The sequence below is a fragment of the Agrobacterium sp. 5Ca50 genome, assembly GCF_055381905.1.
This window is the reverse complement of sequence record NZ_AP026440.1, coordinates 935,670-959,112: the sequence shown is the minus strand read 5'-3', so window position 1 is coordinate 959,112 and position 23,443 is coordinate 935,670. Positions and strand designations below refer to the sequence as shown.

Here is a 23,443-nt window from a genome sequence, read left to right as displayed (position 1 = left end):
TTTTGATGACGGAACTTAAAAGTGAAGTTCGATCCCGGCGAAAAGGGGCAATAACCCGCCAAATCATTCTCTTTGAAGCAGAACGATCATTCGCAAAAATGGGTTATCAGCAAACTTCGATCACCAGTATTGCTGAAACACTGAAAATGTCGGCAGCCAATATTCACAAGCATTTTCGCTCCAAGCTCGATCTTGCATACGCCGTTGTCGAACAGAGGTTGCGCCCGGTGCAGGTTATTGCTGGTGTTACGCCAAAAGAAAGGCTGCGCGCTTTACCCCTGAACATTCTTGGCGATCTCTCGCACATGTCGCAGGACGAACCAGAACTGTTCTATATTTTGACAAATATTCTCTCGACCGAAAATGTATCTGACATCATGAGGAGCCGCATTCTCGACGCATGCCCGCAGGTGATAGAAGATATGGAACTGTCCGACGCTGAGAGATTTTCGGAGGCATTGGCGGATATCTTCTTGGCCGTGTGCCACCCGGCCATTGTGGCGACGACGGAATATCGCGTGCTTGTCTCCAGGGTCGACAATATTCTCAACCTGATGAAACAGGTCATGGACATAGGCGCTTCCGCCCCCTTGGCAAAAGCGTGCTGAAATAAATGCAACGGGTTGCCGATGTTATTTATCTTCGGTAACCCGGCTTATTCCTATCTGAATGACATAAAGACATAGCCCTTGGCCAATCTTTACCGACAGTGCCTACTCGTCGGGAAATGTCTCATAGATCTTTCTGATATCACTGAGCAGCGCCTCGCGGTCTTCGTCTGACCATTTGTGAAAACCGAACAATTCCATGCAGGAAAATCCGGAAAGCGCCATGTAGGCTACAAGAGCAGCGCGTGGCTTAGGTCCAGCTTTAATCGCGTTAAGATCATTTTGCTGCCATTGTCGCATAAGTTCTTGCAGACGGTCATCGCTTGAAAGCGAGGCGCTGACGGCCATGCAGACAGCACGTTCCGCTTCTTCCCAGCCTGTTGCAGCAGCTTTTATCCGACCAAAAAGTTCTGGATGTTGTGTCTCAGAGCAAGACGCCACAGACTCTTTGACAAAATCGCCATCTCTTTGAAGTTGCCGATCCACCAAGGCCTCGAGAAGGCCGCTCTTTGTTTTATGATCGTAGACGACCTGAGATTTGCTGATGCCAGCTTCTTTTGCGACAGCATCGATCGAAAGCCCAGACGAGCCCGATTTTAGAACCACCCGTTCTGCTGCATCTAGGACATCATTGGGGCAAATGCGTCTGTTTCTACTCATTGATTTTTATTTGTTTCCCTGTCACCCTCATCCTGTCTCTTATCAAAAATTTGTGACCGGGTCATCTGTCTCATAAGTCAGACTGTGTGTTTGTGGCGTTAAACGCATAAAATCTGTTGGTTGCAGGAAACACAACCCTACAGCTTGGCAGGATGTGCTCGATTTGGTGCAGACGCAGATCGGACAGCGCCGATTTTTCACCTGTTTGAGATGTCGAAGAATGGATTCGTTTCCGTGGAAACAAATCAACAGCAACCGAATCGGTCTGCTGCCGGTCTCTGATCGCCCGAGCATTCTCGCAAACATGTTTCATTTCTGACTTGGTATTTCGTGACGCATTACTTCGCTCAATCGAATGCCATGGCTGTGCGAATGAGGCGACGATCGGCGGCGCACTGATTCTATTTTGATTTTTCAGCGCTAAGTGACGGATGCTGTTAGTCAGTGAAATATTTTTCCATTTCATCCACAATTTTTTCGAATCCCTAGAGACAGCAAAATGAAAGTAATATACAACTCAAGCTGGTTACTGCGTGGAGCTTTTCCAATCCACTGGCAACGCCCCCTCGAAAAGCGCATTGGCCTTTAGTCAAGGCTCCCCGATACTCCATCGGGGAGCAACATTAAGTGACTATTCAAATATTTCCTCACCTAATATTATTCTTTTTCAATTGCATATGCGATTAAGTGACGATTCACGCCGAGTCGTAACTTTTGTTTCTCTTTCGCCACACACCTCCATGAAGCAGGTGAGACAAAGGCCATTCCCAGAGGAACCCAATTGCAACTATAGGTCTTTTCAGTATTTTCAGACTCAGGAAGAGGGGCAACTCACTTCTCAAATTTGCGGGTTTGGGTTCGGGAATATTTTTTCACAAATCGGGTCAAAACTCACCTTTTTCTTTGACTGGAGGTCAATATGAACATCAAGAGCCTTCTCATCGGCTCCGCTGCAGCTCTCGCAGCAGTTTCTGGCGCACAGGCCGCTGACGCTATCGTCGCTGCTGAGCCAGAGCCCCTGGAATACGTTCGCGTTTGCGACGCTTTCGGCGCTGGCTACTTCTACATCCCAGGCACTGAAACCTGCCTGCGCATCGGTGGTGAAGTTCGTTTCACCGTTGGTTTCGGTGAAGACGTTGGTGCAAACAGCACCAGCGACTGGTACTCTGCTACTCGTGGCCGTATCTTCTTCGACACGAAGACCGACTCTGAGCTCGGCACCATCGGCACATACATCCGCCTGCAGGGCAATTACAGCTCCGAAGGTTCTGCTCCTTCTTCCAGCGCATCGCTTGAGCAGGGTTACATCACCATCGGTGGTTTGAAGGCTGGTAAGGCTCTCACATGGTGGGACGACATCGGCATCAACGGCGAGCTGGACGACTGGGATAACCAGACCAACTTCAACACCATCAGCTACCTGTACGACGCTGGCTCGTTCCGCATCGGTCTCGGCGTGGACGACATCTCCAACGTTCACACCGGCACTGCTGGCAACGAATTCGGTATCCAGGCTTACGGCCAGGTTGACTTCGGTGCAGCAAACCTTGCTGTACGCGGCGCATATGACGCTGAAAACGAAGAAGGCACTGTATACGTAACTCTCGTTGCTCCAGTTGGCCCAGGCGAACTGAACATCGGCGCTGCTTGGTCTTCCGGTGCTAACGCTTACGTTAGCGGCATCAGCGATGATCCATACCTCAAGGGCGACCAGGGTGCATACGAGTGGACTGTTTCCGGTTCGTACGCTCTGAAGGCTACTGAAAAGCTGACAGTCACTCCATCTGCTGCTTACTGGAGCACACAGGGCGGCGAAGACATCTGGGGCGTTGGCCTTCTGGCTGAATACCAGCTGGCAAAGGGTCTGAAGGTTGGCGCAACGGTTGACTACACCGACGCTGATTTTGAAGGCGACAACACTTCCGGTTGGGTTCGTCTGACCCGTTCGTTCTAATCTGACCTCAAGTCGATTGGTGAAAGCCCGGCAGCAATGCCGGGCTTTTATATTTTTTGTGATTCAAAAGCGGGAACAGACACTTGATGGTTGGACATCAGTTCCTGACTGATAACCTGATGCCGTGCATACGAAGTTCAGCAATTCCGTCACCGGTTATCCAACCAAACACACTGTCTTGGCGGCATAAATCTCAGAGGCCGGGCGTTTTCAGGACCAAGGGGCAGGCTGGTCGGCGATCACCGAATTGAAATCACTGATCGAGGCGTAACGTGCCGCCCTGACCTTGCCGAACTTGCTGCTATCGACCACGAGGTGCTTTCGGACAGAGCGCTGCATGACCATCTGCTTGATCGGCACCTCGTGGAAATGCGAGCAGGTCACCCCGTGTTGCTCGTCGAGACCACCAGCAGACAAAAACGCCTTGTTGATATTGATGCGCCGCAGCACGTCGATGCCTTCGTCGCCTGAGAACGAAGCCGCTTCCGCGTGGTAAACCCCGCCGAGCATAATCAGGCGTACATCATTGCGCCGTGCCAGTTCCTCGGCAACGTTGAGCGAGTAACAGATAACCGTTAGATGCGCATTGGCTGGAATCTGCCGCGCCAGATGTGGGGTTGTCGTACCGCAATCGATAAACACCGTATCGTAGGGTTCAATCAGCGCCGCTGCTGCGGTACAAGCTCGCGCTTTGGCGACAGCGTGGCTGTCCTTTTCCTGATCGAGCACATAATCGCTGCCGACCGCACCGTCTTGGAAAGGAAGGATATAACCACCAAGGCAACTGAGCTGATCGCTATCGGTGGCAATGTCACGGCGGATGGTTATTTCGGACACGCCAAGCCGGGACGCTGCGTCCCGAAGCCGTAACACACCCGTTTCCTGAACAAGAAGAGCCAGCGCATCCAGCCTGGCATTGCGTGCACTTACTCTGCTCACCGTATCTCCGTTGTGGTTTGTCCCAGCTGCGCTTCATATTGTGATGTTACTTTCTTAGCAATTGCCCTTCCCTGAGCTTGACAAGAGAACACCAAACATGAAACGATCGAAACATAATGATCGGATTGTAACATTATAATTCGCATTATCGGGAGAGGAAAACAACAGGTTTCTGGGTCAAACATCGATCCTTCGGTAATTGGGGCATGGGAAGCCTCTCCGGGAGAGTGAGGAGGCGTCAGGCGCGCGACAAGCGATTGCCGACGTTAGAGATCGAACATTATCGGGTGATACTGCCGTAAAAGGCGTGACCCATTGTGGTTTCATAGGGAGGAGTTGTCAGTGAAAAAAATCTTCGCAACCATCGCGCTTGCTGCGTCGCTTTCTGCGTCGGCTGTTTTCGCGCAGAGCGCCGTAGATACGTCGAAGGTCAACAAGGAGTTGATCACTTCGGCAAGCGGCAAGAAATACACCATCGCAACCGTCGTCAAAGTGGACGGTATCGCCTGGTTCGACCGCATGCGCGAAGGAGTCGAGCAGTTCAAGGGCGATACTGAAAATGACGTCTGGATGGTTGGTCCAAGCCAGGCCGACGCCGCTGCACAGGTTCAAATCATCGAAAACCTGATCGCACAGGGCGTTGACGCTATCGCTGTCGTGCCATTCTCGGTGGAAGCCGTTGAGCCGGTGCTGAAAAAGGCGCGTGATCGTGGCATTGTTGTCATCAGCCACGAAGCATCCAACATCAAGAATGTCGATTTCGATATCGAGGCTTTTGACAACAAGGCTTACGGCGCAAACCTGATGAAGGAACTCGGTAAGTCGATGGGCGGCAAGGGCAAATATGTTGCCACCGTCGGCGGTCTGACCTCCAAGTCGCAGATGGAATGGGTTGATGGTGCCATCGAGTACCAGAAGGCCAACTTCCCTGAGATGTCGCTGGTGACGGAGCGTCTGGAAACCTACGACGACGCCAACACCGACTACAACAAGCTCAAGGAAGCAATGACAACCTATCCGGATATCACCGGTATTCTCGGCGCGCCAATGCCAACCTCCGCAGGTGCTGGCCGTCTGATCGCCGAAGGTGGTCTTTCGGGCAAGGTGTTCTTTGCAGGTACGGGTCTGGTTTCCGTTGCAGGTGAATATCTCAAGAACGACAACATTCAGTACATCCAGTTCTGGGATCCGGCCGTTGCTGGTTATGCCATGAACATGTTGGCTGTCGCGGTTCTTGAAAAGAAGAACGACCAGATCAAGGCCGGTCTCAATCTCGGTCTGCCAGGTTACGAAAGCCTGCTGGTTCCTGATGCCGCCAATCCACACCTGCTTTATGGCGCGGGCTGGGTCGGCGTGACCAAGGACAACATGGATCAGTACGACTTCTGATCTTAATCACGGAGGGAGGGGTAACCCTCTCTCCTCATACATCCGCGTTCCCTCAGCCTTTTACGAGGCCCTTATGACTGAAAATCTGATCGAACTGCGCCATATCGGCAAGCGGTTTGGCGGCGTGAAAGCGCTTGACGACGTGTCGCTAAGCATCCGCCCGGGCGAAATACACTGCCTTGCCGGCGAAAACGGCTCCGGTAAATCCACCGTCATCAAGATCATGTCGGGGGTTTACACACCCGAGGACGGAGAAATCCTGATCGATGGAAAGCCGGTCGGCAAACTTGATCCGGTCAAGTCCGTTCATAACGGCATCCAGGTGATCTACCAGGATTTCTCGCTGTTCGGAAACCTGACGGTCGCCGAGAACCTGTCGATCAACACCTTCCTGATGGAGGGACGTAAAACGGTTGACTGGCGGCGTGTGCGCGAAATGGCACAACAGGCTCTCGACCGCCTTGGCGTGACGATTGATCTTGATGCTGACGTGGAAAGCCTGCCGACATCTGGCAAACAGATCGTGGCAATTGCCCGCGCGCTTATGGCCGATGCCCGTCTGATCATCATGGACGAACCGACCACAGCGCTGACACGCCATGAAGTCGATGCCTTGTTCAAGATCGTCCGCGATATCCAGGCGCAGGGCATTGCCGTGCTGTTTGTCAGCCACAAGATGCGCGAAATGCTTGAAATCAGCGAACGCTTGACCGTTTTCCGTAACGGCAAGAAGGTGGCTGAAGGTCCAATCACCGAGTTCGACGAGTCGGCCATTACCCGCGCCATGACCGGTCAGGAAATCGCCGCTCACAGTTACCAGTGGGTACCGGTCGAGGGCGCTGATGCACCGGCACTTGAAGTGCGAAATCTGACCGTTCCGGGATCGGTTGAGAATGCAGATCTGACACTGCGGCGCGGTGAAATCGTCGGCATTTCCGGCCTGATCGGCTCAGGTCGTACAGAACTTGCACTGGCGCTGTTTGGCATGCGCCCTGACTTTACCGGGTCCATGCGTGTGGAGGGCCGCGATGTTCATCCCAAGACCGTGCAGGACGGCATTGCCTGTGGCATCGCCTATGTGCCCGAAGACCGCCTGACCGAAGGCCTGTTCCTCACACAGTCGATCGAGCGCAACATCATTGTGACGTCGATCGAGAAATTTGTTCGCGGGTTCTTCATCAACCGCAAGAAGGCCGACGACACGACACGCGAGATGTTTTCAGCCATGCAGATCGTTGCACCGGGACCGCATACGCCGGTCAACCATCTGTCCGGCGGTAACGCACAACGTGTGGTTCTCGCCCGTTGGCTGCTGACAGGTGCCAAGGTGCTGATCCTCAACGGGCCGACAGTCGGTGTCGACGTCGGCTCCAAGGCGCAGATCCATAACATCATCCGTAAGCTCGCCGAAAAGGAAGGTCTGGCCGTGCTGATGATTTCCGACGACGTGCCAGAACTTGTTCAGAACTGCAACCGCGTGCTGGTTATGCACCGGGGTCGTTTCGTCGGCGAATTGTCGGGAGACACCATGACCGAGGATGCCGTGAATGACCGGCTCAAGACGTTGAATTGAGGGGCCGAAGAACATGAAATTCGTCAAAAGCACAGAATTTATTATCGCCTGCGTCCTGCTTGCAGCGATGATCATCATCGGCCTTATCAACCCGGCTTTCTGGTCGCTCGATAACATCTTCGGCCTGTTACGGTCCAATGTCGTCATCGGCATCATGGCGCTTGGCGTATTGCTGGTGATGATTTCCGGCGGCATCGACGTCTCGTTTACCGCCTTTGCCATCGCAGCGATGTATTTGACCGTGCGTGCCATGGTTTACCTCGGTTACGACGGCGTTCTCATTCCCTTTATCGCTGCGACATTGATCGGTCTGGCGCTCGGTGCATTCAACGGCTTCATCATTCACCGCTTCAAGATGATCCCGCTGATCGTGACATTGGGCACCGGTTCGATTGTGCGTGGTCTGGTTCTCGGTCTCGTTGGCACCAGCATCGTGAATATCAACAAGATGCCGAAGGAACTGATCGGCTTTGGCAAGACCGACGTGATCTCGCTGACATCTGCCACAGGTTCGACCTTCGGTCTGACAGCGATGTTCCTGGTCTATCTAGGCTTGGCTTTGGTCATTCACCTCATCCTCAACTACACGATGATGGGGCGCAGTGTGTATGCCTATGGCGGTTCGCCGGAAGCGGCCAAGCGGGTTGGTTTCAATACAGGCGCCACGATTTTCTTTGTCTACTGCGTTGCAGGTGCGCTCGCCGGTTTTTCCGGATTGCTGCATTCCTCGATGATCTGGCTTGCCAATCCGCGCGATTTCGTCGGCCTCGAGCTGGATGTGATTGCCGCCGTGGTGCTGGGTGGCGCATCGATCTTTGGTGGGCGCGGCACGGTTCTCGGCACCTTGATGGGCGTCTTCATGCTCGTCATGGTCAAGAACTCACTGATCATCATGAAGGTGGACACCACCTGGCAGAAGGTCGTCGTCGGCCTGATCATCATCGTCGCCACCGCCATCACCGCATGGCGTGATCGTAAAAGCATAGCGTGAGGGGAGAGCGCATCATGAAAAATTCGTTCGACATGCGCCGGCTTCTCGGCAACGACAACAACATCCTGCAGCTTCTTGTCATAACGGTCATCGTTTTTGCGCTGATGACCTGGATGAATCCCAGCAAGTTCCTGAACTACTACAACTTTGAATCCATCAGCTACATCATGCCGGAACTGGGGATCCTCTCCATCGCCATGATGATTGCCATGCTGACGGGCGGCATTGATCTCTCCGTGGTTGGCATTGCCAATCTCGCAGGCATCATTGCCGGTGTCTATTTCCACTCCACCATGGTTCAGGCGGGACAGTCTTCCACCTCGGGCATGATATTTTATACCGGCCTTGGCATTCTGCTGGCCATGGCGGTTGGTCTGGTGGCCGGCCTGGTCAATGGCCTGCTGGTTGCCAAACTGCGCATCACTCCGATCCTGGCAACCCTTGGCACCGGTCAGGTGCTGATGGGACTGGCATTGGTCATGACCGGTGGCCCGGCCATTGTCGGTTTTCCCGACGCATGGAACTGGATCGGCAATGGCAAGATCCTTGGCATTGCCACGCCCTTCATCCTGTTCATTGTGGTCTGCCTGATTGTCGCTGTGCTGCTGACGCGCTCGACGCTTGGTATCAATCTCATGCTGATCGGCACCAATCCGCGTGCGGCCGTATTTGCCGGCATCCGCAAAGACCGGATGATGCTCTATTCCTACATGCTAACAGGTGTGCTGGCATCGTTGGCGGGTATTATTCTGTCTGGACGCACCAATGCTGCCAAATCTGATTACGGTGCATCCTATCTCCTACAGGCCGTGTTGATCGCCGTTCTTGGCGGCACCAATCCAGCTGGCGGCAAAGGCCGTGTTCTCGGCATCGCCATTGCGCTCGTTGCCCTAATGTTGCTCTCCTCAGGCTTCCAGATGATGCGGTTCTCCAACCACCTCATCGATTTCATCTGGGGCGGTTTCCTTATTCTCGTCATCGCCATCAATGCATGGCGCAACCCCGGCAGGTGATCCCATGCAGGAGACAGAATTTAATCTTCGCAGACAGGACTTCACCGAGGTTCCGCATCTTCTGGCCAAAGCCGAGGGGCTTAACGTCACGACATTTCGGTACGCCACCGGCATCGAGGCGTTACAGATCGAAAATCGTCGCGGCCGCATCGTCATCCTGCCCTTCATGGGACAGATGATCTGGAGTGTCGAATTTGATGGCGTCGATCTGACGATGGGTAGCCGTTTTGCCATGCCGCGGCCAGCTGGTTCGATCGTTGAGACATATGGTTGCTTTGCATTTCACAGCGGCATGTTGCGCAACGGGTGCCCATCACCAGAGGACAATCACGCTCTGCACGGCGAAATGCCCTGCGCGTCCATGGACAAGGCCGGTTTCGTCATCGGTCACGATGAACGCGGCGCGTTTATCCGTGTCACCGGCGAAATCGAATATGTCATGGGCTTCGGGGCCAATTATCTGGCGCGACCAACTGTAACACTGCATGCAGAGGATACGCTGTTCGATATCGTCATGGATATCGAAAACCTGTCATCGGCACCCATGGATCTGATGTATATGTGCCATGTGAACTTCGCGTATGCCAAGGGCGCACGTATCGTTCAGCCGGTGGCTTATACGCCGGAACAGGTGAGGGTGCGCACAGCCGTGCCCGGCCACGTTACACCCAACCCCGATTATCTGTCACTTCTGGACACGCTGGCAAAAAAGCCATCCGCCATGGAAGTGCTGGATGAACCACAGCGATATGATCCCGAACAGGTGTTCTACATCAATGGCCTGCCGCAAGATGGCGATGGAAAGACGCATCTGATGATGCAGCGAAACGAGGGTGACGGCTTCGGCATCTCCTATTCACTGGCCGCCTTCCCCAAAACAGTGCGCTGGATATTGGTGAACGGAGATTCGCAAGTCGCTGCTTTTGCTTTGCCCTCGACCTGCGAACCCGAGGGTTATCTGGCGGAAGAAGCCAAAAACAACGTGCAAATCCTTTCTCCGGGCGAACGCAAGGTCTTTCCGGTGCGGCTCGGTTATCTCGACCGTGCCGCCGCCGAGCAGTTCGGCGTCAGGATCGGCACTCTTTGAAACAGCATATTCAGGGAAGTTCATCATGAGCAAGAAAATCGGGGTCGTTGGCTCCAACATGGTCGACCTCATCACCTATGTGGACCGCATGCCGGGACCGGGTGAAACGTTAGAAGCACCAACATTCGAAATGGGTTGCGGCGGCAAAGGTGCCAACCAGGCCGTTGCAGCGGCACGCCTCGGTGCCGATGTGATGATGGTGACGCGGGTTGGTGATGATGTTTTTGCCGACAACACCATTCGCAATCTGAAAAGCTTTGGCGTTGATACCCGCCATGTGGAAAAGATTGCTGGCCGCTCCAGCGGCGTCGCACCGATTTTTGTAGAGCAATCGGGCGAGAACTCGATCCTGATCGTCAAGGGCGCCAATGCCGATCTTCTGCCTGCGGAAGTCGACAAGGCAGCGTCCGATCTCAAACAATGCGGCCTCATTCTGATGCAGATGGAAGTGCCGGTTGAAACTGTCTATCACACGATAGAGCTTGCAGCCAAAAACGGTATTGAGACCATTCTCAACCCGGCCCCGGCGGCAGCCGATCTCGACCCGGAACGTATCCGTCAGGTCACCTTCCTTGTCCCGAACGAAAGCGAACTGGCGCTGCTGTCCGGTCTGCCAACCGATACCGATGATGACATTGTCACGGCTGCCCGTTCACTGATCGCACGAGGTATTCGCACCGTCATCGTGACGCTGGGTGGACGCGGCGCGCGCATGATTACCGCAACGGAAATCGTCAACATCGCCCCGGTTAAAGTCACGCCAAAAGATACTACCGGGGCAGGCGACGCCTTTATCGGTTCCTTTGCCCGGTTCTACGCAGAAACTGGCGACGTCGTTTCTTCCTTAAAAAAGGCGTCGCTTTACGCGGCCCACTCCATCACCCGTCCCGGAACACAGAAGGCCTACGCCAGCGTCGAAGAGTTCGAGGCATTTTGCCGCGAACATGCTGCCGTTAGCGCCTGATCTCAAGAATGGACAGAAAATGAGCGAAAACTTCCCACGAAACAATGGCACACCCCTCAAGCCGGAATGGTTTGAGGATGTGACTGTCAATCGCAGTGCCTCCGAGCGGCGGGCATCAACAATCACCGCGCGGCGCTCGATCAAAAAGGAATATCAGGTCGCATGGCAGATCAAGGCCATCACCTGCATCGACCTGACAACATTGTCGGGCGATGACACGGCCGGGCGCGTCCGCCGCCTTTGCGCCAAGGCGCGCCGCCCGGTCCGCGACGACATTCTGGAGGCGCTTGGTCTTGCCGATGCCGGCATCACCACCGGCGCAGTGTGCGTGTACCCGACAATGGTCGCGCACGCCGTGAAGGCACTGGAAGGAACGAAAATTCCGGTTGCGTCTGTCGCAACAGGTTTTCCATCTGGTCTGACACCGCTTCCACAGCGACTGGCGGAAATTCGTTATGCCGTCGACCAGGGCGCGAAAGAGATCGATATCGTCATTACTCGTGAATTCGTTCTGACGCAGAACTGGACTGGACTTTATGACGAGATCGCCGCGATGCGCGAAGCCTGCGGGGATGCCCATATGAAGGCCATTCTGGCAACGGGTGACCTCAACACGCTGACCAATGTTTATCGTGCCTCGATGGTAGCGATGCAGGCGGGTTCCGACTTCATCAAAACTTCGACCGGCAAAGAGGAAGTAAATGCTACGCTGCCGGTTAGCCTGACCATGGTGCGTGCTCTGCGCGACTACGGCGAACTGACAGGCCAGATTGTTGGCTTCAAACCTGCCGGCGGCTTGAAAACTGCAAAGGACGCGCTGTCCTGGCTCACCCTGATGAAAGAAGAATTGGGCAATCGCTGGCTGGAACCTGACCTGTTCCGCATCGGTGCCAGCTCGATGCTTGGCGATATCGAGCGGCAGCTCGAACATTTCGTAACCGGCCGCTACTCCAGCGCTCATCACCACGCTGCCGCATAAGGACTGAAAAAATGGTATCCATTAAGGACATTTTGCAAACCATGGAATATGGACCTTCCCCCGAGGCGAATGGCGATGTGAAGCAGTGGCTCGATAAACACGGACGCTCATTCGGTCACTACATCAACGGCCGTTTCGTAACTCCGGAAGGCCGCAAAACCATTGCCGTATCAAACCCCGCGAACGGCGAAAGCCTGGCGCAAATCGTTTGCGGCAATGAGGATGACGTCGATCTGGCGGTCAAGGCAGCCCGTGCCGCATTCGGAAAATGGTCGAAACTATCCGGCCATGAACGTGCCCGTTATCTCTATGCCATTGCGCGTCACGTCCAGAAGCGTGAGCGTTTCCTGTCGGTTCTCGAAACCATGGACAACGGCAAGCCGGTTCGCGAAACTCGCGATATCGATATTCCTCTCGTTGCCCGTCATTTCTACCACCATGCCGGTTGGGCTGAGATGGTGGAAGACGAGTTCCGTGGCTTTTCGCCCGTTGGCGTTTGCGGTCAAGTCATTCCGTGGAATTTCCCGCTGTTGATGCTGGCATGGAAGATCGCACCAGCACTGGCCGCCGGCAATACCGTGGTGCTGAAGCCCGCTGATCTGACACCGCTAACAGCCATTGCTTTTGCAGAAATCTGCCATGAGGTTGGTCTACCAGCAGGTGTCGTCAACATCATCCAGGGTGATGGCTCGACGGGTGCAGCCGTCTGTGGCCATGACGGTATCGACAAGGTCGCGTTTACCGGTTCAACGCAGGTTGGTCGTGTGATCAGAGAGCAGATTGCCGGTTCGGGCAAGAAACTCTCGCTGGAACTGGGCGGTAAATCACCGTTCATCGTCTTCGAAGATGCTGATCTGGATGCTGCCGTTGAAGGTGTGGTTGATGCCATCTGGTTCAATCAGGGTGAGGTCTGCTGCGCGGGTTCCCGCCTGCTGGTGCAGGAAGGTCTTGCCGAGACGTTTTACGCTCGCCTGAAAAAGCGGTTGGAAACACTGCGCGTTGGTGATCCGCTCGATAAGTCGACCGATGTCGGCGCCATTGTTTCCGCCACGCAGGTAAAGCGCATCACCGATCTGGTTCGCAAGGGCGTGGATGAAGGTGGCGAACTCTGGCAAAGCAAGAACCCGTTGCCAGCAAAGGGCAATTATATCGCCCCCGGCTTCTTCACCGAAGTTGATCAGGCCTCTACCGTTTGCCAGGTGGAAATCTTTGGTCCAATTGCCGCTGCCTTCACGTTCCGTACCCCGGACGAAGCCGCAGTACTGGCCAACAACACCCGCTACGGCCTGGCCGCATCGATCTGGTCGGAAAACATCAATGTGGCGCTTGATCTGGCGGCACGCGTCAAGGCTGGCGTGGTGTGGATCAACTGCACCAACATGCTTGATGCCGGTGCCGGCTTCGGCGGGTACCGTGAAAGCGGTTTTGGCCGCGAAGGTGCGCGCGAAGGCCTTTATGAATATCTGGCTGCCGATTGGGAAAAGAGCCTTCCGGTCGCCAAGGCCCTTGAAACCTTCACCCCGTCGGCCTTGCCGTCAGGAGACAGCAAGATGGCGGTCGATGGTCTCGACCGGACCATGAAAAACTATATCGGCGGTAAACAGGCGCGTCCCGACGGTGGCTACAGCTACTCTGTGACAGGCAAAGGCAACGCCGTAATCGGCATGGCTGGCATTGGCAACCGCAAGGATATCCGCAATGCCGTGGAAGCAGCATCCAAGGCAACAAGCTGGAGCTCCGCAACAGCCCATAACCGTGCACAGGTGCTTTATTATCTCGCCGAAAACCTCGATGCACGGCGCGACGAATTCGTCGCGCGTATCATCGAAAGCACCGGCGTGAGCGAGAAGAAGGCGACAGAGGAGTTCGAGGCATCCCTGCGTCGAATTTCCTATTACGCAGCACAGGCCGACAAATTTGATGGCGCGGTGCATTCGACCAAAACTCGCCATGTCACGCTTGCCATGAATGAACCATGGGGCATTGTCGGCGTCGTGTGCCCGGACGAAGCGCCGCTTCTGTCTCTGGTGTCGCTGGTCCTGCCAGCGATCGCCATGGGTAACCGCGTCGTAGTCATCCCGTCATCACGACATCCACTGATTGCCGGTGACTTTTATCAGGTGCTGGACACATCGGATGTGCCCGGTGGTGTCATCAACATCGTGACCGGTGAACGTGATGTGCTCGCCAAGACATTGGCTGAACATGATGAGGTAGCTGCTGTCTGGTACTTCGGCTCGGACAAGGGAAGCGCGATGGTTGAAAAGGCATCTGCCGGAAACCTGAAAGCAACCTGGGTCAATAACGGCCGCCAGCCCGATTGGCTGAACCGATCCGAGGCGCAGGGGCGCGATTATCTGCGCAGGGCCATTCAGGTGAAAAACATCTGGGTGCCTTACGGCGCCTGACGCGATCCAACTTCAGGGCCAATCAAGATAAGATCAGTCACGGGGTTTACCGAACCCCGTGACATCTTTGACCAAAGCAACCTCGCCAGATACGGCAGGACCGTATCAACGGTCTCTGATCAAGAAGCGCAACAGATTGGCGTAACCACGTGCGTCATCTATTGCACGATGGGTATGCTCGACCGACCCGAGCCATTCAGCCGGATATTTTTTGACATCGCAGTTCCAGTGCTCACGTCCGGTTTTTCCGGCGACCATCGACATGATGCAAAGTGGTGCATAGCGAAATAACCGGTCCTCCACCCAAGGCCCTTCCAGCAATGGCCTGCCGGTAAACCGTTTCAGATAATAGTCAAACCACGGCCCATCGAGAGAAACCGGATGCGCTGCAAAGATCGGACGGTGTCCAAGCGACCTGATCCAATTGACAAAGCCTTTAATGACGACATCCGGTGGCTGCGCATTTTCTGTGGCCGCCGCATATGCCCCAGGAAACCGCTTCCAGAAATCCATTACAGCCGGGTCACTCCCTGCACCATCGAGGCGTTGCAGAACACCTTCAAACTCGCCAAGAATCTTACCAGTTTCGGGAACCCCGACAGATCCGAAAGAAAGCATCGAATTCAGTCCCGGTATGGGACCGTCAAATTCGCAATCCGTCACGATGTAGATGTAAGCCACAGCAAGCTCCTTGTGTCGTAACGACGATGTCGCCTAAGCGATCTAAGCATGTGAAAATTCAACTGTCATGATGGATTTTCGGCGCCGAAAGCCGATGATCTTTCACAAGGAAGAACACTCTGACCTCTCGGATATCGGGCACGACATGCAAAATCCCTGACATTGCCATCTACCGCATGGTTCATCTGATGTTAAAACAACGCAGGTCTCGACAAACCGCCCAGTTTCAGGCTGGGCAGATTACAAGCCTCTGGACGGATAATGGCGCAATGAAACTTATTGGTATTTTGGGCGGCATGTCCGCCGCGTCGACACAAACCTACTACCGCAAGCTCTGCGAAATCACGAGGCAGCGCCTTGGCGGTCTTCATTCCCCTGAACTTTTGATCCGCTCGCTTGATTTCGCAAAAATTGAGACATTACAAAGCGCTGGCAAGTGGGAAGAAGCCGGGCAGATTTTGAATGCCGAGGCCAAGGCACTGGAACGTGGCGGCGCAGATTTTATCATTCTCGCGACCAACACCATGCATAAACTTGCCGATCAGATGATGAGCGGCGTCGGCATTCCCTTGCTGCATATCGCAGATGCCACCGCTGGCCGCATTAGCAAAGCAGGTCTCCATAGACCCGGCCTCATGGCAACGGCATTCACCATGGAGCAAAGCTTCTACACGGGGCGGTTGATCGAAGCCGGGCTCGATCCGGTTCTGCCTGATGCTGATGACCGCGCAGTTGTTCATCACATCATATATGAAGAACTGTGCAAGGACATCACCACGGATGACAGCCGTTCCACATACGAGCAAATCGCCCAGCGCATCGTCGATACGGGCGCCGACTGCATGATCCTAGGCTGCACCGAAATCGGCATGTTGCTCAATCAGGATAATGTCTCCGTGGAGGTTTTCGACACCACATTGATCCATTGCGAAGCGGCAATTGATATGGCCCTTGCGAGCTGACGAAACCCTTTGACGGATCAAACGACGTCGTCTGCCAGTTGGCATTCTTTGTAAAGAGCCGTTAGCTCCAGAACGACATCCACCAACACTCGTGAGGCCATACGGGCCGCAGGAGCGGTTCGCGGACTTCTATTTCATCACCGACATTCCTCGCCATTCAACCTGCTTTTCAGTATCAGCATGTTTTTCCAGTTCGTGCATGTAAATTAAATTGACAACATGTTGTTGCCTGCCTATGGTCGCCACAGGTTGAGGCTCGGGGAGGGCCAGACCGGGAGGCTTTAGCTACCTTTCGACTGTTGGTCGTGTCACGTCGTGACACGGACTGTTTCCCCGTGTCTTGCAGCGATAATGACCAGACGCAGGAAAGAAGTGATGGCAAGAAAGCGGATCGTACATCTCGGCAACGCGTTTCTCGATACGATCGTTTATCTGCCTTCGTTGCCCACGCAGCCAACGAAAATCCGGGCATTGGACGTTCGAAAAACAGGCGGCGGCATAGCGGCAACCGCGGCCTATACAACGGCCTCACTGGGTGCTGACACTGTCTATCTTGGCCGCCTTGGTCGCGATGAAACAGGTGACCAGATCCTTGCTCGTCTGGCACAGATCGGCGTGGATACAGGCTCCGTGCGCAGAGTGGAAGGCGGGATTAGTCCAATAGGTACGATCCTTGTCTCCCCCGATGGTGACCGCATGGCGTTCGGTTTTATCGGTCGCGATCTGGGAGACGATGCCGACTGGTTGCCACTTGAAAGACTTGATGGTGTTGATGGCGTTCTTGCCGACTATAGCTGGTGGGAAGGTGCCGCCACCATTTTCAGGGCAGCGCGTGAGCGTGGGATCGTTACTGTTCTTGATGCCGATGTCGGCGACATGAATGCGGTCAACCAACTGCTTCAACTCCCTGACCACATTGTCTTTTCCGCCGCCTGTCTCGCACGGTTGACCGGTAGAGATGATGTCGAAAATGGCCTTCGAGATGCGCGTTCGCTTTGCCGTGGTGTCGTGGCCGTTACCGACGGGGAGCGGGGTTTCTTCTGGCTGGATGGTCAGGAAATACGCAACGTGCCAGCCTTTCCGGTGGTGGCGGTCGATACCAATGGTGCCGGTGACATATTCCATGGCGCCTACACGCTTGGCTTGGCCGAAGGAATGGATGTTGAGCAGGCCGCGCGCTTTGCAGGCGCATCAGCTGCATTGAAATGTGCTCGAGGCAGTGGTTGGGAAAGTATCCCGGACCGCGCAGCCGTCGAGCTTTTGTTGAACGGGAGCAATGCATGAACATCACACCAGGCAAACTCTGGGGCCTTCGCCGCCTCGCAGACGACAATGGTCGTTTCAAGATGCTGGCAATGGACCAGACAGGTCCGATCGTCAATCCGATCAAGGCCGCTCGTAAACTTGACCATGCACCTTATGAGGACGTTTCTGCCGTCAAACGGCTGCTCGGCAAATATCTGGCTCCCAAGGCCTCTGCGGTTCTGATTGATCCGCCACTGGGTTATGCCTCGGCTGTTGACGGTATTTCACCCCGCAAGGGCCTGTTGGTTGCGACGGAATGGGCGACTTGGGAAGTAACCCCGACCGGTCGCAAGTCGGAAAACATCCCGGGTTGGGACCCATCCGTCATTCGCAAGGTCGGCGGCGATGGCGTCAAGGTCAATCTCTGGTTCCGTGAGGATGTCAGCGCGGATGTGAAGGCACATCAGCTTGCCTATCTTGATAGCGTCAAGAAGGATTGCCGCGACAACGACATTCCCTTCATTCTCGAGTTCCTGGTTTATCCGTTCCCGGATGAAACCCCGGAAGCCTTTGCCGCCAGACGTGTTGAGCTGGTGTTGAAGTCTCTTGCCGACAAGGAGATCATGAACCCTGATGGCGTTGATGTTTACAAGCTCGAACCGCCAACCGAAACAACTGACGTGCCAGACCCTGACGGCAAGGATGCCGCCATGATCCAGGCCCGGTTTGACAAGATGGCAGCAGGGATCGGTCGTCCATGGGTGCTGCTGAGCGCCGGGTCGACACCGGAAGACTTCTTGCGACTGTTGACCTACGCCTATCGTGCAGGTGCCAATGGTTATCTGGCTGGCCGCGCAATATGGTCACAGGCGTTCTCACATTTTCCTGACCTGCCGGTAATGGAAAAGGCGCTTGCCAATGAGGCACCGGGTTTCATGGACCGTCTGAACAGCCTGACCGACCAGATGGCAACGCCTTGGCAGGATCATGCCAGCACCAGCGGCACGATCACGATGGAACCGGCCGGGGAAGCCTTCGCCCCGCAATACTCACAGTTCATCCGTTCGGCCTCGGCCGTTCACTCCTGAACCTTGCAGCAAAGAGAACAAGCGTGAACTATCTCGATTTCTCAGGTGTCCTGTCGCGTAGCGACCTTCTGATAAAGGGGGTCCTGCTGACAGCGCAGATTTCCCTCATCGCGATGTCGTTTGCGCTTGTCATCGCTATTGTCGCGGCGGTTCTGACGTTAAGCCCGAACCGCCTCATCAGACTACCAGTGCTTGGCTACGTCGAGGCAATTCGCAATACGCCCTTCATTGTACAGGTCTTCCTGATTTATTTTGGACTGCCGGCGCTCGGGCTTCGTTTATCACCGATGGCAGCGGCAATTCTTGCCATGTCGATCTATGGTGGCGCCTATTGCAGCGAGATCGTACGTGCTGGCATCCAGGGCATTCCAAAGGGCCAGATCGAAGCGGGACGTGCGCTTGGCATGTCGCCGTATCTGATTTTTCGCCACATCAGCATGAAGCCGGCAATTGCCGCCGTTTTTCCGTCGCTAGTTGCGCAGTTCATTCTGCTTCTCCTGTCCTCCAGCGTGGTTTCGGCCATTTCAGTGCCCGAACTAACTGGAACCGGCAACGACATTCAGGGCCTGACAATGCGCAATATGGAGATCTACATGGTTATCGCTGTCATTTACGTGGCACTTGTCGCGGCCCTCAAGGGATCGATGACAATCCTTGAGCGCGTGCTCTTTCCCTTCAAGTTTTTGGGACGCTGAGCCATGTTCCAGCAATATAGTCTCACACATGTACAGTTCATGATCGAAGGCCTCGGCTGGACTGTGTTTCTTGCAGCAGTTGCCCTTGTCGGTGGTTCAATCGCAGGCGCAGTTCTGACGTTGATGCGCGTGTCGTCAAACAGCTTCATCAGCCGTGCGGCGCAATTCTATATCTTTGTGATGCAGGGTACGCCGCTGCTGGTGACACTGTTCATCGCGTATTTCGGCGCCGCCTATCTGGGGCTTGCGACCAACCCGCTGATGGCCATCGCCGTTGCGTTCTCTTTTTATGCCGCTGCGTTTCTGGGTGATATCTGGCGTGGCGCCATTCAATCGGTGCCAGCAGGTCAACGCGAAGGGGCTCACGCTCTTGGTCTCAGCCGTACCCATTCGATGTATTACATTATCGTGCCGCAGGCGATCCGCATTGCGACGCCACCAACCGTCGGTTTCTTTGTCCAGCTGATCAAGAACACCTCGCTGACATCGATTGTGGGTTTTACCGAACTGACCCGCACGGCCCAGATCGTCAGCAATGCCACCTTCAAGCCACTCGAGGTCTATCTGACAGCCGCGCTGTTGTATTTCCTCGTCTGCTTTCCGCTTTCCCTATTCAGTCGTCGCCTCGAGCGCCGGCTTGCCACCTGACAATCAACTTTCAACGGAGGAGGACCGTAATGAAAAAGACATTCAGAAGTATTGTAATAGGCGCAACTGCGCTGGTGCTCGCGTCGTCTGCGGCTATGGCCCAGCAGGCAGGCAACACACTGGATACCATCATCCAGCGCGGCAAAATCATTGTCGGCATTTCGCTGTCGACGCCACCCTATGGCATGACCGATCAATCGATGAAGCCTTCAGGCTTCGACGTGGCAATTGCCAATCTGATTGCCAAAGATCTGGGCGTGGAGCTTGAGGTCGTCGACCAGGTATCGCAGGCGCGTATTCCAAACCTGACCACCGGCAAGGTCGATATTGTGATCTCTTCACTCGGCATCACCTCTGAACGCGCAAAGGCGATCATGTACACCAATGCCATCTATGTGGATGAACAGATGGTGATCGCCCCTGCCAGTTCCGACTTCAAGACGCTTGAAGACCTTGTTGGCAAACGCGTAGGCGTGACACGCTCAACCACCAACGACACGATCCTTACTGAAAAGGCCGTCGAAGGCACCAACATCCAGCGCTTCGATGATGATGCCGCCACCAATCAGGCCCTGTTTTCCGGCCAGGTCGATGCCATTGTGTCAGGTGTTGCGGCCGCAAACGCCATCAATGCACAGACTGATCAGTTCCAGCGCAAATTCGCCGTTCGCCAGTCGCCAATGGGCATTGGCGTACGCCGCGGTGACTTTGATCTGCACCAGTGGCTGAACACCGAGATCATGTTGCTGTGGAACTCCGGTGCAATCCAGGCTGCACAGAAGGAGTGGCTTGGCATCATCAACGAAAACGTTCCGCGCTTCTAATTCTTGCAGGACGGCGGCGGGCACAAAGGCCGCCGTCCATCTCACATTTCCATCTGAAAGGTCCGACCGATGTCGCGCATCACACTTCGCCAACTTCTCGATCACGCCGCCGAATTTCAATATGGCGTCCCCGCCTTCAGCGTAACCTGCATGGAGCAGATGCTGGCGGTGATGAATGCAGCCGATGCGGTCGATTCTCCCGTGATCCTTCAGGTCGGAACAAAGGCACGCAGCTATGCGACCGACGTGATGATCGAACATCTGTTCGCGGCCATCGAAAAACTCTATCCGCATATTCCAATCGTTGTGCACCAAGACCACGGAAACAGCGAAGCGACCTGTGCCACCGCGCTCCAAATTGGCTTCAGCTCGGTGATGATGGATGGCTCGCTGGAAGCCGATGCCAAGACACCGTCAGATTATGATTACAATGTTCGCGTTACCTCGACAGTGTCGTCGATGGCCCATTGGATGGGTGCTTCGGTTGAGGGGGAGATTGGTGTTCTGGGCAAACTGGAATCGCGCAGTGATGAACGCCTGCTGACGGATCCCGATCAGGCTGTCGAATTCGTGAAGGCAACAAAGGTCGATGCACTGGCAATTGCCATGGGCACCTCGCATGGCGCCTATAAATTTGACCGCAAACCCGATGGAGATGTGCTGGCCATGGACCGGCTCGAAGAAATCCACCGCCGTTTGCCCGACACACATCTCGTCATGCACGGCTCGTCGTCTGTCCCGCAGGAATTGCAGGACATCATGAACAAGTACGGCGCCGACATCAAACAGACCTGGGGCGTGCCGATTGAAGAAATCCAGCGCGGCATCAAACACGGTGTGCGCAAAGTCAATATCGACACCGACAACCGCATGGCACTGGTTGGCCAGATCCGCCGCGTCATGCATGAAGATCCCAAGGAATTCGACATTCGCAATATGATGAAGCCGGGAATGGATGCCATCAGCAAGCTCTGCCGTCAGCGCCTTGAGGAGTTTGGAACCGCTGGCAATGCAAGCCGCATCAAGGTTATCCCGATGGCGGATATGGCCCGCCGTTACGCATCCGGATCGCTTGATCCGAAGATTGCCTGATAAGCCTGGAGAGCAAGACATGACCGGAAGCGAGATCGTTGTGGAAGCGCGCCAGATGTCGAAATATTTCGGTGCCTTTCAGGCACTGAACGGCATCGAGACAACAATTCGCAAGGGCGAAACGATCGTCATTTGCGGACCATCAGGCTCGGGAAAGTCGACCTTTATCCGCTGCCTGAACGGGCTGGAACACCATCAGTCCGGCAAGTTGAAGGTGTGTGGCATAGAACTGACCAACAAGCGCGAAAGTGTGGATGCGGTGCGGCGACGCACGGGTATGGTGTTTCAGAACTTCAATCTTTTCCCGCATATGACTGTGCTGGAAAATTGCATGATTGCGCCGATGAAGGTCAAAGGCATTGCTCGGGAAGAGGCACGCGCAACGGCTGAACGTTTTCTGGCCCGTGTGAGGATACCAGAGCAGGCAAACAAATACCCGGTGCAGCTATCCGGCGGCCAGCAGCAACGTGTTGCCATTGCACGGGCATTGTCGATGAGCCCGGAACTGATGTTGTTCGATGAGCCAACCTCAGCACTGGATCCTGAAATGGTGCGTGAAGTGCTCGACACCATGGTCGAGCTGGCCAATGAAGGATCAACCATGATCTGCGTGACACACGAGATGCATTTCGCGCGTCAGGTGGCAGACCGCATCATCTTCATGGATCGCGGCGCAATCGTTGAATCCGCCGCGCCGGAAGAGTTCTTCGGTCAACCGCGTACTGAACGTGCCCGCGATTTTCTTGCACAGATGTTGCACTGACGGAAGCTTGGTGCAGGCACTCTAGCGCCTGCGTATTGGCGCAGAAATCGGCCGGTAATCCGGCCGTTTTTTATTCGCTGTCTTCACCGAGCTCGTTTGTCGGCTCCAGATGGCTGGCATCAAGCAGCGCTGACCGTGCCTGCAACAGATGGTATTTCATGTAGCTGCCGGCTGCATCGGCATCTTCAGCTGCAATAGCGTTAAAGATGCGGGTGTGTTCTTCGATGATACGCCGACGGCGTGCCGTTGAACGTTCGCGGGCAAGTTCAAGACCGATATTCATCGTTTCAGTGACAGGCATTCGCAAATCCTCGAGCAATGCCGGGAAATATTGATTACCTGCAGCATGGGCTATGGCGTTGTGAAACGCGATATCCTGTTCCTGTCCCAGCTCATTGGCCTCGATGGCCTTGCTGAGATCATCGATGGTCTGGCGTATCGTGCCGAGATCGGCACGGCTGCGGCGCATCGCGGCAAGGCGTGCGGCCTCCGTTTCCAGCACAATACGTGGCTCGAAAGCCCGCAGAAAACCTGAAAGGCTGGCCGCATCAGCCAGTTCCGTTAGCCGTGTCGAGGGTCGGGTGGACACGAAGGTTCCGATGCCACGGCGTGATTGAATCAGGCCATCAGTGCTGAGGCGCAACAGGGCCTCGCGCACGACGGGGCGTGAAACGTCGAAAGCAAGCGAGAACTCGGCCTCGGACGGTAATTTGTCACCAGGTGCGAACTTGCCGGAGGTGATGCCTGAGAGAATGGCACCGTAAACCGTATCGGCCAGGCGCTCCTTGCGAGCGGGTGTCAGATCGATCTGTGCCATGTCGAGACGTTGGAACTCCGGAAAATTGGCGATGGCGATTCAACTCGAGGGTCTATTCTATCG

General features: G+C 55.0%; 23 protein-coding genes. 18 read left to right on the top strand and 5 right to left on the bottom strand.

The window, feature by feature from the left end:
* Positions 1-5: 5 nt before the first annotated feature.
* Positions 6-608 carry a TetR/AcrR family transcriptional regulator gene (locus ACZ5FM_RS26585; protein WP_192490708.1) on the top strand — a complete coding sequence of 201 codons (603 nt, stop codon included), beginning with the start codon at positions 6-8 and terminating at the stop codon, positions 606-608.
* A gap of 105 nt (positions 609-713) precedes the next feature.
* On the opposite strand, the gene ACZ5FM_RS26580 is transcribed toward ACZ5FM_RS26585, so the two are convergent.
* Positions 714-1,268, bottom strand: a complete 555-nt coding sequence (locus ACZ5FM_RS26580; protein WP_250983879.1) for a TetR/AcrR family transcriptional regulator — start codon at positions 1,266-1,268, stop codon at positions 714-716.
* Between the two features lie 70 nt (positions 1,269-1,338).
* The gene (locus ACZ5FM_RS26575; protein WP_464041276.1) at positions 1,339-1,734 is read right to left on the bottom strand and encodes a hypothetical protein; all 396 of its coding nucleotides are present in this window, start codon (positions 1,732-1,734) and stop codon (positions 1,339-1,341) included.
* A 453-nt stretch (positions 1,735-2,187) separates the two neighbouring features.
* Here ACZ5FM_RS26575 and ACZ5FM_RS26570 point away from each other — a divergent pair, with 453 nt between their 5' ends.
* A complete protein-coding gene (locus ACZ5FM_RS26570) occupies positions 2,188-3,222 on the top strand; it encodes a porin (RefSeq protein ID WP_312949150.1) in 1,035 nt (344 codons plus the stop codon).
* Between the two features lie 210 nt (positions 3,223-3,432).
* On the opposite strand, the gene ACZ5FM_RS26565 is transcribed toward ACZ5FM_RS26570, so the two are convergent.
* On the bottom strand, positions 3,433-4,161 hold the full coding sequence (locus tag ACZ5FM_RS26565) for a DeoR/GlpR family DNA-binding transcription regulator (protein ID WP_312949152.1): 729 nt from the start codon (positions 4,159-4,161) through the stop codon (positions 3,433-3,435).
* A gap of 342 nt (positions 4,162-4,503) precedes the next feature.
* Here ACZ5FM_RS26565 and ACZ5FM_RS26560 point away from each other — a divergent pair, with 342 nt between their 5' ends.
* The 8 genes from ACZ5FM_RS26560 to ACZ5FM_RS26525 all read left to right on the top strand — a co-directional run bounded on the left by ACZ5FM_RS26560 (position 4,504) and on the right by ACZ5FM_RS26525 (position 14,565).
* Entirely contained in the window at positions 4,504-5,550 is a 1,047-nt protein-coding gene (locus ACZ5FM_RS26560) for an autoinducer 2 ABC transporter substrate-binding protein (protein ID WP_192490712.1), read from the top strand.
* A 73-nt stretch (positions 5,551-5,623) separates the two neighbouring features.
* Complete coding sequence (locus ACZ5FM_RS26555) at positions 5,624-7,123, top strand: sugar ABC transporter ATP-binding protein (protein WP_312949154.1); 1,500 nt, start codon at positions 5,624-5,626, stop codon at positions 7,121-7,123.
* A gap of 13 nt (positions 7,124-7,136) precedes the next feature.
* Positions 7,137-8,114 carry an ABC transporter permease gene (locus tag ACZ5FM_RS26550; RefSeq protein ID WP_192490714.1) on the top strand — a complete coding sequence of 326 codons (978 nt, stop codon included), beginning with the start codon at positions 7,137-7,139 and terminating at the stop codon, positions 8,112-8,114.
* A gap of 14 nt (positions 8,115-8,128) precedes the next feature.
* Entirely contained in the window at positions 8,129-9,127 is a 999-nt protein-coding gene (locus ACZ5FM_RS26545) for an ABC transporter permease (RefSeq protein ID WP_275642761.1), read from the top strand.
* Positions 9,128-9,131: 4 nt separating this feature from the next.
* Positions 9,132-10,214 carry an aldose 1-epimerase family protein gene (locus ACZ5FM_RS26540; protein WP_312949159.1) on the top strand — a complete coding sequence of 361 codons (1,083 nt, stop codon included), beginning with the start codon at positions 9,132-9,134 and terminating at the stop codon, positions 10,212-10,214.
* 25 nt (positions 10,215-10,239) lie between these two features.
* On the top strand, positions 10,240-11,178 hold the full coding sequence (rbsK, locus tag ACZ5FM_RS26535) for a ribokinase (RefSeq protein ID WP_312949161.1): 939 nt from the start codon (positions 10,240-10,242) through the stop codon (positions 11,176-11,178).
* Between the two features lie 19 nt (positions 11,179-11,197).
* Positions 11,198-12,157 (top strand): deoxyribose-phosphate aldolase, encoded by a 960-nt coding sequence (gene deoC, locus ACZ5FM_RS26530; protein ID WP_464041275.1) that lies wholly within the window; start codon positions 11,198-11,200, stop codon positions 12,155-12,157.
* Positions 12,158-12,168: 11 nt separating this feature from the next.
* Positions 12,169-14,565, top strand: coding sequence for an aldehyde dehydrogenase family protein (locus ACZ5FM_RS26525; protein WP_464041274.1), 2,397 nt, complete (start codon positions 12,169-12,171; stop codon positions 14,563-14,565).
* A 105-nt stretch (positions 14,566-14,670) separates the two neighbouring features.
* On the opposite strand, the gene ACZ5FM_RS26520 is transcribed toward ACZ5FM_RS26525, so the two are convergent.
* A complete protein-coding gene (locus ACZ5FM_RS26520) occupies positions 14,671-15,246 on the bottom strand; it encodes a 3'-5' exonuclease family protein (protein ID WP_312949167.1) in 576 nt (191 codons plus the stop codon).
* Positions 15,247-15,515: 269 nt separating this feature from the next.
* Between ACZ5FM_RS26520 and ACZ5FM_RS26515 the strand changes: the two genes are divergently transcribed.
* The 8 genes from ACZ5FM_RS26515 (at position 15,516) to ACZ5FM_RS26480 (ending at position 22,563) form a co-directional block, all read left to right on the top strand.
* Positions 15,516-16,208, top strand: a complete 693-nt coding sequence (locus ACZ5FM_RS26515; RefSeq protein ID WP_312949169.1) for an aspartate/glutamate racemase family protein — start codon at positions 15,516-15,518, stop codon at positions 16,206-16,208.
* A 375-nt stretch (positions 16,209-16,583) separates the two neighbouring features.
* On the top strand, positions 16,584-17,492 hold the full coding sequence (locus ACZ5FM_RS26510) for a PfkB family carbohydrate kinase (protein ID WP_275642755.1): 909 nt from the start codon (positions 16,584-16,586) through the stop codon (positions 17,490-17,492).
* Positions 17,489-18,541 carry a tagatose 1,6-diphosphate aldolase gene (locus ACZ5FM_RS26505; RefSeq protein ID WP_275642754.1) on the top strand — a complete coding sequence of 351 codons (1,053 nt, stop codon included), beginning with the start codon at positions 17,489-17,491 and terminating at the stop codon, positions 18,539-18,541. Before ACZ5FM_RS26510 ends, ACZ5FM_RS26505 begins: the two co-directional genes overlap by 4 nt.
* Positions 18,542-18,564: 23 nt before the next feature.
* Positions 18,565-19,236, top strand: a complete 672-nt coding sequence (locus tag ACZ5FM_RS26500) for an amino acid ABC transporter permease (protein WP_275642753.1) — start codon at positions 18,565-18,567, stop codon at positions 19,234-19,236.
* A gap of 3 nt (positions 19,237-19,239) precedes the next feature.
* Positions 19,240-19,884: an amino acid ABC transporter permease gene (locus ACZ5FM_RS26495; RefSeq protein ID WP_275642752.1), complete on the top strand. Its 645-nt coding sequence runs from the start codon at positions 19,240-19,242 to the stop codon at positions 19,882-19,884.
* A gap of 29 nt (positions 19,885-19,913) precedes the next feature.
* Positions 19,914-20,708 carry a transporter substrate-binding domain-containing protein gene (locus ACZ5FM_RS26490; protein WP_312949174.1) on the top strand — a complete coding sequence of 265 codons (795 nt, stop codon included), beginning with the start codon at positions 19,914-19,916 and terminating at the stop codon, positions 20,706-20,708.
* 69 nt (positions 20,709-20,777) lie between these two features.
* Positions 20,778-21,800: a class II fructose-bisphosphate aldolase gene (gene fba / locus ACZ5FM_RS26485; RefSeq protein WP_312949177.1), complete on the top strand. Its 1,023-nt coding sequence runs from the start codon at positions 20,778-20,780 to the stop codon at positions 21,798-21,800.
* Between the two features lie 19 nt (positions 21,801-21,819).
* A complete protein-coding gene (locus tag ACZ5FM_RS26480; RefSeq protein WP_275642749.1) occupies positions 21,820-22,563 on the top strand; it encodes an amino acid ABC transporter ATP-binding protein in 744 nt (247 codons plus the stop codon).
* A 70-nt stretch (positions 22,564-22,633) separates the two neighbouring features.
* Here ACZ5FM_RS26480 and ACZ5FM_RS26475 read toward each other — a convergent pair whose 3' ends face one another.
* Positions 22,634-23,380: a FadR/GntR family transcriptional regulator gene (locus tag ACZ5FM_RS26475; RefSeq protein ID WP_312949179.1), complete on the bottom strand. Its 747-nt coding sequence runs from the start codon at positions 23,378-23,380 to the stop codon at positions 22,634-22,636.
* Positions 23,381-23,443 lie beyond the last annotated feature (63 nt).

What these genes read in the sequence shown, in the direction of transcription:
- deoC (WP_464041275.1), top strand. Translation starts at nt 11,198, where the DNA reads ATGAGCGAAAACTTCCCACGAAACAATGGCACACCCCTCAAGCCGGAA.
- ACZ5FM_RS26510 (WP_275642755.1), top strand. Translation starts at nt 16,584, where the DNA reads ATGGCAAGAAAGCGGATCGTACATCTCGGCAACGCGTTTCTCGATACG.
- ACZ5FM_RS26515 (WP_312949169.1), top strand. Translation starts at nt 15,516, where the DNA reads ATGAAACTTATTGGTATTTTGGGCGGCATGTCCGCCGCGTCGACACAA.
- ACZ5FM_RS26580 (WP_250983879.1), bottom strand. Translation starts at nt 1,268, where the DNA reads ATGAGTAGAAACAGACGCATTTGCCCCAATGATGTCCTAGATGCAGCA.
- ACZ5FM_RS26540 (WP_312949159.1), top strand. Translation starts at nt 9,132, where the DNA reads ATGCAGGAGACAGAATTTAATCTTCGCAGACAGGACTTCACCGAGGTT.
- ACZ5FM_RS26555 (WP_312949154.1), top strand. Translation starts at nt 5,624, where the DNA reads ATGACTGAAAATCTGATCGAACTGCGCCATATCGGCAAGCGGTTTGGC.
- ACZ5FM_RS26575 (WP_464041276.1), bottom strand. Translation starts at nt 1,734, where the DNA reads ATGAAATGGAAAAATATTTCACTGACTAACAGCATCCGTCACTTAGCG.
- ACZ5FM_RS26550 (WP_192490714.1), top strand. Translation starts at nt 7,137, where the DNA reads ATGAAATTCGTCAAAAGCACAGAATTTATTATCGCCTGCGTCCTGCTT.
- ACZ5FM_RS26475 (WP_312949179.1), bottom strand. Translation starts at nt 23,380, where the DNA reads ATGGCACAGATCGATCTGACACCCGCTCGCAAGGAGCGCCTGGCCGAT.
- ACZ5FM_RS26505 (WP_275642754.1), top strand. Translation starts at nt 17,489, where the DNA reads ATGAACATCACACCAGGCAAACTCTGGGGCCTTCGCCGCCTCGCAGAC.
- ACZ5FM_RS26480 (WP_275642749.1), top strand. Translation starts at nt 21,820, where the DNA reads ATGACCGGAAGCGAGATCGTTGTGGAAGCGCGCCAGATGTCGAAATAT.
- ACZ5FM_RS26490 (WP_312949174.1), top strand. Translation starts at nt 19,914, where the DNA reads ATGAAAAAGACATTCAGAAGTATTGTAATAGGCGCAACTGCGCTGGTG.
- fba (WP_312949177.1), top strand. Translation starts at nt 20,778, where the DNA reads ATGTCGCGCATCACACTTCGCCAACTTCTCGATCACGCCGCCGAATTT.
- ACZ5FM_RS26570 (WP_312949150.1), top strand. Translation starts at nt 2,188, where the DNA reads ATGAACATCAAGAGCCTTCTCATCGGCTCCGCTGCAGCTCTCGCAGCA.
- rbsK (WP_312949161.1), top strand. Translation starts at nt 10,240, where the DNA reads ATGAGCAAGAAAATCGGGGTCGTTGGCTCCAACATGGTCGACCTCATC.
- ACZ5FM_RS26525 (WP_464041274.1), top strand. Translation starts at nt 12,169, where the DNA reads ATGGTATCCATTAAGGACATTTTGCAAACCATGGAATATGGACCTTCC.
- ACZ5FM_RS26545 (WP_275642761.1), top strand. Translation starts at nt 8,129, where the DNA reads ATGAAAAATTCGTTCGACATGCGCCGGCTTCTCGGCAACGACAACAAC.
- ACZ5FM_RS26495 (WP_275642752.1), top strand. Translation starts at nt 19,240, where the DNA reads ATGTTCCAGCAATATAGTCTCACACATGTACAGTTCATGATCGAAGGC.
- ACZ5FM_RS26585 (WP_192490708.1), top strand. Translation starts at nt 6, where the DNA reads ATGACGGAACTTAAAAGTGAAGTTCGATCCCGGCGAAAAGGGGCAATA.